This window comes from uncultured Gimesia sp. (genome assembly GCF_937910335.1).
In the GTDB taxonomy this organism is placed as follows: domain Bacteria; phylum Planctomycetota; class Planctomycetia; order Planctomycetales; family Planctomycetaceae; genus Gimesia.
Genome location: NZ_CALEMX010000578.1, coordinates 1 through 7147, shown reverse-complemented (window position 1 = coordinate 7147; position 7147 = coordinate 1). Strand labels below are relative to the sequence as shown.

Below are 7147 nucleotides of genomic sequence, written 5' to 3'. Positions count from 1 at the left end.
TGGCGCAAATTACGTGCCAAAGCGAGGGAAGTCATCTGGGAAATGCGGGTTAAGAAAACAGGGTTTCCTGCCTTAGATGTTGCCGATGCTGTTTTAGAAATTATGTGAAAAAAATGAATCAAGCTGAGATTATTGAATATCTAAAAGCGAGTGGTGCCGATGTCTTTTTGAGAAAGCTTGATGCCTCTCAAAAATCAGAAATCATCCGCGTTTTAGTTGGCCAATTACCAGCAGAATCGTATACAGATATTCGAGGTTGGGAGGCTGGTATTTACCTTACTGAGGTGAATGGCAGCTGGATAATCAACTATCGTCAGTCAGGAACAACCAGGCCTTTGGATGATCTTGAGTTAAAAAAAATACTTGATATTTGGATTAAAGAAAAAGACGATAAGGTGTTTCGAGCTTATGAACCCTCATAGTCGCCGCTTTTTCTTTACATCTTCGTTCGGTGTCGGCATGATAGAGAAGATCAATTTTTACGAAATGCTATTATTATTCCCACTAACATTGCGAGGCGGCTATGCTGGTTAAACAAATTAAGGACAAACTCATCAAAGGCGAAACCGTGTATGGTTCGTTGTTCCAGCATGCGGTGGTGCCGGCGATGGTGGAATCGATTCCTCCTAACTCGCTCGATTTTGTGATCGTGACCCCCGAACACACGACGCTGGATCTGGCGGAGTTCCTGCCTTTGAAATATGCGTTGGCGTCGAAGGGCATCGCCTGTCTGGCACGTACGCACAGTCGTGATCCCGCGGATGTGGCGCGGGTCTGTGATACCTTTGATGGGGTGGTAGTGCCTTATGTGGAGGAATACGAACAGGCGAAACAACTGGCGGCAGCCGCCGTTTATCGACCCCTGAAAGGCATCGTACTGAATCGCGTTTTAGAAACCGGCAAGTGGGCCAATAAAAAGACCGAGGACTACATCGAAAAACGAAACGAAAACACGCTGTTTATCCCGATGATCGAATCGGTGCCCGGCATTGAGAATCTGGAAAAGATTTGTTCGATTCCCGGCGTCCATGCCGTCTTCGTCGGGCCCGGCGATTTAACGACCAACATGGGCATCCCCCGCGAATATGACAGCCCGGAATTAATCGCCGCTATTCAAAAGGTGATCGACACAGCCGAAAAACATCATGTCGCAGCCGGATGCTGGTTCGGTACAACAAAGCAGGCAGTCCGGACAATTCGTCAAGGCGCCCGGCTGGTCGTGTATGCCAACGATGGTTTAATGCTGCAACACGCGATGGAACGTGCCTTCGGCGAACTGCGTAAAGGATAAGTACTCGCACAAAATTGTCATGGTCGAATCGCCGCAAGTCCTTTCATATAAAGTGAATAGACCGATTTGCTTTTGCTGCAAACGGGGCGATTCCTCCCCCAATGGGACCATTACCCTCTCAATTCACTCATCAAAATGTGTTGATCTTTCCGATAACCCCCTTTATCATGACAGCTTGAATTAAGAGTAGTTGAGATCACATTTTCTCGGAACGACGTGCATCCAGAAAGCTTGCCTTATGTTGACCATTGAGAGTGGCAAAAAACACCGCTTCTGCGACGGGGTTTCCCGCCGCAATTTTTTGCGGATCGGTTCTCTGGCCATGGGGGGTTTGTCGTTACCACAAATTCTGCAGGCGCAGGATCTTTCCGGCAAGAAGGACTCTCAAAAGTCGGTCATCATGATTTTTCTATCGGGTGGTCCGCCGCACCAGGACTGGTTTGATCTCAAGCCGGAAGCACCCGCCGAAATTCGTGGCCCGCGCGAGCCGATCGCCACCAATGTTCCCGGTATCGAAATTTGCGAATTGATGCCGCAGCTGGCGAAGGTGGCCGACAAGTTTGCGTTTATTCGTTCGATGGCTGGTTCCGATAATCGACATGCTTCATTCCAATGTATGACAGGCAGATTGTTCCGTCAGCAGCCGCAAGGGGGTTGGCCTTCACTAGGGTCGACATTGTCTAAGCTGCACGAATCGACCAACCCGGTGGTGCCTCCCTTTATCGGTTTGTCACCAAGAATGCGTAATGCTCCCTGGGCGGACCCGGGGCAGCCTGGTTTTCTGGGAATGGCTCATTCCGCTTTCAAGCCGAGCGCGGAAGGAAAAGCAGACATGATCCTCAACGGGGTCAATGCAGAGCGATTGGATGATCGCAAAGCGCTGTTGGCTTCACTCGATAATATGCGGCGACGTGCCGAAGTGGTCGATGATATGCAGGGAATCGACGCTTACACCAAACAAGCGTTTGGCATTCTGACGTCGAGCAAGTTGGCACAGGCTTTGGATTTGTCAAAAGAAGATCCGAAATTGCGAGATCGTTATGGCCGCGGTTCGACCAAACCCGCCGGTTATGGTGACGCAGGGCCTTTGTTGAACGATTATTTTCTCATGGCGCGACGTCTAGTCGAAGTCGGCGTACGTTGCGTAACGCTGGCTTACGGTCGTTGGGATTGGCATGGCAAGCCGCACGGTACCATCTTCGAGCATGAAGAAGAACATTTTCCGATGCTCGACCAAGGGTTAACCGCGTTGATGGAAGACTTGGAAAACCGCGGGATGGACAAAGACGTTTCCGTGGTTGTGTGGGGAGAGTTCGGCCGAACGCCTCGGATCAGTCCAGCCGTCGGTCGCGATCATTGGCCAAAGGTTTCTTGTGCCATGCTGGCCGGGGGCGGAATGCGCACCGGGCAGGTCATTGGTTCAACGAACCGTTTCGCCGAACATGTCAAGGATCGTCCGGTCGGTTACGACGAGGTTTTTGCCACGCTGTATCACAATCTGGGAATCGACGTGAATACCGCAACGGTTGACGACCTTTCCGGACGTCCCATGTATCTGGTCGATCAGGCCCAGCCGATTAAAGAGTTGATCTAGTATTGCCCGTCTTTGGGTTCAGAATAAATATCAGACGTCGAGACGATTGATCGTCAAACAATTTTAGCTTGCCGCCGTTTATTCTGCCTGACTTGCTTTCTCGCTAGAGGCTACTGACGCACACAGGAGGGCTTGGATCATATGACAAAACAACGGACGATGAGATTCGCTATGCCTTTTGTCCTGTGCTTCGTCAGTCTATTCGTCATTGCGATGTGTCATCTCTATTTCAGCGCGGTTGATATTCATCTATCATTCGACTCCATAAGCGAGGCGTTTAGACTGGGGATTATCACCGGTTTATTGATTGCGGTTGTCGGCACCTTATTGAAACACCCTTTCTGGGGTATCACCGCCGGTGCCTCCATTTGCTACTCGCTTTCGGTGGGCTATATCGTCGTCGGACGTGCAATTCCCATAGAATGGATATATTAAAGGGATGCAATAAAAGGTATCATGCCTGCCTGTCATTTATATCATTCCTAAACCGTGCAACAGGATGCACATAGAATAATCAATCTCCAAAGAGGGATACTGGTATGGAAGAAGACGGGCAAAGTCAGAGATTCGATTTGCGGAAGGATCTGTGGATCTATTTTCTGGCACTGGTGATTGGGCTTGGCGTAGGTGTCATGGGGTCGGCATTTCATTATTGTGTAAATGTAACCTTTGATCTTTATTCGGAAATCCCCGTGCTGTTCTCCGGTGATGGGACACTGATCATCTTGGTCGCTGCGCTGTTGGGAGCAGTGATGGTCGGCGCCTCAGTTTTGCTCGTGCGTCGCTTTGCGCCGGAAGCTGCGGGAAGTGGCATCCAGGAAATTGAAGGTGCGATGGGAGGCCTCAGGCCCGTTCGTTGGCGATACGTGTTCCCCATCAAGTTTATTGGCGGTGTGCTGTCAATGGGTGCGGGTCTTGTTTTGGGTCGAGAAGGTCCAACGATTCACTTAGGCGGCTGCATCGGAAAGATCGTCGGTGAGAGAACGAAGGCCAGTACCGATACCATGAATACACTCCTTGCCGCAGGCGCGACTGCGGGACTCAGTGTTGCGTTTAGCGCGCCATTGGGTGCGATTATCTTTATGATCGAAGAAATGCGTCACCGATTCAAATACAGTTTTGCTTCTTTACACGCGGTAATTATTGCGAGTGTCACTGCCAATATCGTGAGTGACCAGGTCTTTGGGTCGATGCCACAATTACCGGTCCAACTGCAGGCCTGGCTGCCGAACCTACCCCCTCCGAAAGAAATTCTTTACTTCTTACCCTTTAATCTGGTGTTAGGAGCTTTGATTGGTTTTTTGGGGGCCGGATTCAATTCCGGATTACTAAGATGCCTGCACGTCTCTGATCAGTTAAGTCGACGTTCGATGCTAATCGTCGCTTGCTCGGTCGGCGCTGTTGCGGGGGCACTGGTGATGGTGGCACCCGATTTTGTTGGCGGTGGTGAGAGTTTGGCCACAGAACTGTTCTCGAAGTCTCCCGTGCTGAGTGTTCTACTGGCACTGTTTGTTGTTCGGTGGATCATGACTTTATTAAGTTACTCAATGGGTGTTCCCGGCGGTATCTTTGCGCCGATGCTGGCACTGGGTGCGATCATCGGTATGAGTTTCGGCAACGTCGCGCAAGAAATGTTTCCGCACGTGAATGTGCATGCCGGCAGTTTTGCAATCGCCGCGATGGGGGCCTTGTTCGCCGCAACCGTGCGGGCACCGCTGACGGGCATTGTACTGGTAGCGGAAATGACAGCCAGCTTCGAACTTCTGCCGGCATTGATCGTCACCTGCATGACCGCCAGCATCGTCGCTCAGTCATTGGGCAGCCGACCGGTTTACGATCTGCTCCTCGAGAGAACGCTGGAGCAGAGCCAGCACGACTCTTAAACATTTTTGGTACGATTGACTCCTTGGACAAGGAGTCACGAACTTGACTTCTCTCTCGTGGAACGACTCGAAAATTACAAAGGAGGGCGTTTCACGCCTGAAGCAGGCATTACCAAACTTGAATAAAGATGGAATCTGAACTCAAAAACGCACATTAGCTGATTGGTGCCAATTGATCTGGCGGATGACGGTTGGATATTTTCCATTGCATCGTGCAACGTGTCGATTGGAATTGCTATTTCTGATCACTGTCCGTATTTTTAACAACGATGAGATCGTCGTTGAGAGACTGAATTTGATGTATTCGAGCCGCAGACGTAACATTTCGATATGTGAGACAAGACTAATGATCAAGCAATATTTGGCAAAACGCCTCCCTCTTTTTACCGAATTTCTCAAAGCATGGATTCGTTACGCTCGTTACATTCAAGAGGTCATTGTGACATTGCTGCTGATTTTGCTTCTGGGTAGCGTGTTGATCTGGAGGTATGAGGGGATCAGTTTTGGAGATGCGATTTACTTTACATTAATTACCGGGTTATCTGTCGGTTATGGTGATATCACTCCTGAGACATCCATAGGGAAATTCGTAAGTGTTTGCATCGGAATTATAGGGGTACTCTTTGTTGGCATCTCAATCGCTATCGCCAACCGTGCCCTCACTGATACAGCGAAACATCATCATTATCTGAACAACAAAGAAATACTGCCAGAATCGTCGTCTAGACCCTTTCAATAGTTATATTAGAGAATGATTCATTCGCTACAATGCGACCGCGCGTCCCCTCTGACAAGTCAGATCCAATCTATCAATTTCCTATTCACTTAAGACAACTTCATGTCCGAATATCAGGTCCTGGCGGTCATCGCTGCATTTGCCTTTCTTTACAGTCTGGTTGCCTCCCGACTCGAACGCACGCCCATTAACGGCGCACTGATTTATGTGATTTGTGGATTGATCTGTGGGCCGACAGTGCTGAACATTGTTTCTCTCAATTTAGAAGGTGAAGGTCTCAAAACGCTGGCCGAACTAACGCTGGCCGTAGTTCTCTTCAGCGATTCTGCCAATGCCAATTTGAAGGTCCTCCACCGTGTCGAGCAGTTACCAATTCGCCTGCTGCTGATAGGTCTGCCGCTGACCATTGCGCTGGGATTCGGTGTAGGTTACATCCTGTTCGATGGGATGAGTCTGATTGCGATTGCACTACTTGCCACAATGCTGGCACCAACGGACGCTGCTTTAGGGAAAGCGGTTGTGACGAATGAAGCCGTTCCCGATTCGATTCGCGAACCCCTCAACGTAGAAAGTGGATTGAATGATGGCATCTGTGTTCCCGTGTTGTTGATCTTCCTGACACTGGCAACAGAACACGTAAGCGGCAATGGAACGCTGAGTATGATTATTCAATTTCCGCTCAAAGCCATCGGTGTCGGCGCACTTGTCGGCATCATCTTTGCTGTTTTGGGTAGTCAATTACTAAAGTTTTGTTTTCAACACAAATGGTTGGCCGGTACCTGGATGCAGGTTCCCATTATTGCACTGGCGCTAATGTGTTTTGCAACCGCCCAATGGCTGGGAGGTAGCGGTTTTATTGCGTCGTTCGTGGGAGGATTGATTTTTGGCGGGCTGACTCATGAACACAAAAAAGAAGTTTTGCGGAGTGCAGAAGGGACCGGCGATACACTCTCATTACTCACTTGGTTTACCTTCGGTGCTGTTGCAGTCGGGCCACAGATGGAACACCTCTCGTGGCAGGTGATCGTTTACGCATTACTCAGTTTGACAGTCGTACGCATGTTGCCCGTATTCCTGTGTGTCATAAGCACGAAACTGCAAACTGATACGAAACTGTTCATCGGCTGGTTTGGCCCTCGTGGTCTCGCAAGTATCGTGTTTATTGTGATCGTGGTTGACAAGAACCTTCCGGAAAATGCAACCCTGATTGCCGCCGTGACCTGGACTGTGGTGTTAAGCATCATCCTGCACGGAATTACCGCCAACCCGCTCTCAAAAATATACAGCCAACGCGTCCGCGATCGAAATGGAGTAACGTAATCGCCATAGAGCAAGTCGCGTCTTTGTCTGTAGAGCGAATCAAGATATTTTCGTCGGCGCAATCTGATTTGTTCTGATGACCGTTCGCGAGTGATTCAATGCGCTTACTGAATAGATGCTCGAATTCAATTCTGAGAGCGAGTGTTCTGTTTACGGTTGTTTATCGAGTACTTCTTTCAGTTCGCTCATCATTTCTTTGGAGCGAGTATTGGTAGTGTGCATGGCGCGGTTGACTTTGGATTTTGCCAGATCGGGTTTAGCGTCGATCTTTAAACCGATATTTCCCATTTGGGTTGAGCCAGGAATCGATCCAGGCTCGAATC

General features: G+C 49.5%; 7 protein-coding genes. All 7 read left to right on the top strand.

Annotation, left to right across the window (positions count from 1 at the left end; all coding sequences use genetic code 11):
* The first annotated feature begins 113 nt into the window (after positions 1–113).
* The 7 genes from Q0668_RS23670 (at position 114) to Q0668_RS23640 (ending at position 6824) form a co-directional block, all read left to right on the top strand.
* Complete coding sequence (locus Q0668_RS23670) at positions 114–422, top strand: hypothetical protein (RefSeq protein ID WP_298869017.1); 309 nt, start codon at positions 114–116, stop codon at positions 420–422.
* A 101-nt stretch (positions 423–523) separates the two neighbouring features.
* The gene (locus Q0668_RS23665) at positions 524–1291 is read left to right on the top strand and encodes an aldolase/citrate lyase family protein (RefSeq protein WP_298869016.1); all 768 of its coding nucleotides are present in this window, start codon (positions 524–526) and stop codon (positions 1289–1291) included.
* A gap of 238 nt (positions 1292–1529) precedes the next feature.
* Positions 1530–2885 carry a DUF1501 domain-containing protein gene (locus Q0668_RS23660; protein ID WP_298869015.1) on the top strand — a complete coding sequence of 452 codons (1356 nt, stop codon included), beginning with the start codon at positions 1530–1532 and terminating at the stop codon, positions 2883–2885.
* A 141-nt stretch (positions 2886–3026) separates the two neighbouring features.
* Positions 3027–3320 (top strand): hypothetical protein, encoded by a 294-nt coding sequence (locus tag Q0668_RS23655; RefSeq protein WP_298869014.1) that lies wholly within the window; start codon positions 3027–3029, stop codon positions 3318–3320.
* Positions 3321–3457: 137 nt separating this feature from the next.
* The gene (clcA, locus tag Q0668_RS23650; RefSeq protein ID WP_298869013.1) at positions 3458–4768 is read left to right on the top strand and encodes a H(+)/Cl(-) exchange transporter ClcA; all 1311 of its coding nucleotides are present in this window, start codon (positions 3458–3460) and stop codon (positions 4766–4768) included.
* Positions 4769–5114: 346 nt separating this feature from the next.
* Positions 5115–5507, top strand: coding sequence for a potassium channel family protein (locus tag Q0668_RS23645; protein WP_298869012.1), 393 nt, complete (start codon positions 5115–5117; stop codon positions 5505–5507).
* Positions 5508–5606: 99 nt separating this feature from the next.
* A complete protein-coding gene (locus Q0668_RS23640; protein ID WP_298869011.1) occupies positions 5607–6824 on the top strand; it encodes a cation:proton antiporter in 1218 nt (405 codons plus the stop codon).
* Positions 6825–7147: the final 323 nt, after the last annotated feature.

Excerpts from the sequence above, each read along its gene's own strand:
- Q0668_RS23670 (WP_298869017.1), top strand. The coding sequence starts at position 114 with ATGAATCAAGCTGAGATTATTGAATATCTAAAAGCGAGTGGTGCCGAT.
- Q0668_RS23640 (WP_298869011.1), top strand. The coding sequence starts at position 5,607 with ATGTCCGAATATCAGGTCCTGGCGGTCATCGCTGCATTTGCCTTTCTT.
- Q0668_RS23655 (WP_298869014.1), top strand. The coding sequence starts at position 3,027 with ATGACAAAACAACGGACGATGAGATTCGCTATGCCTTTTGTCCTGTGC.
- Q0668_RS23665 (WP_298869016.1), top strand. The coding sequence starts at position 524 with ATGCTGGTTAAACAAATTAAGGACAAACTCATCAAAGGCGAAACCGTG.
- Q0668_RS23645 (WP_298869012.1), top strand. The coding sequence starts at position 5,115 with ATGATCAAGCAATATTTGGCAAAACGCCTCCCTCTTTTTACCGAATTT.
- Q0668_RS23660 (WP_298869015.1), top strand. The coding sequence starts at position 1,530 with ATGTTGACCATTGAGAGTGGCAAAAAACACCGCTTCTGCGACGGGGTT.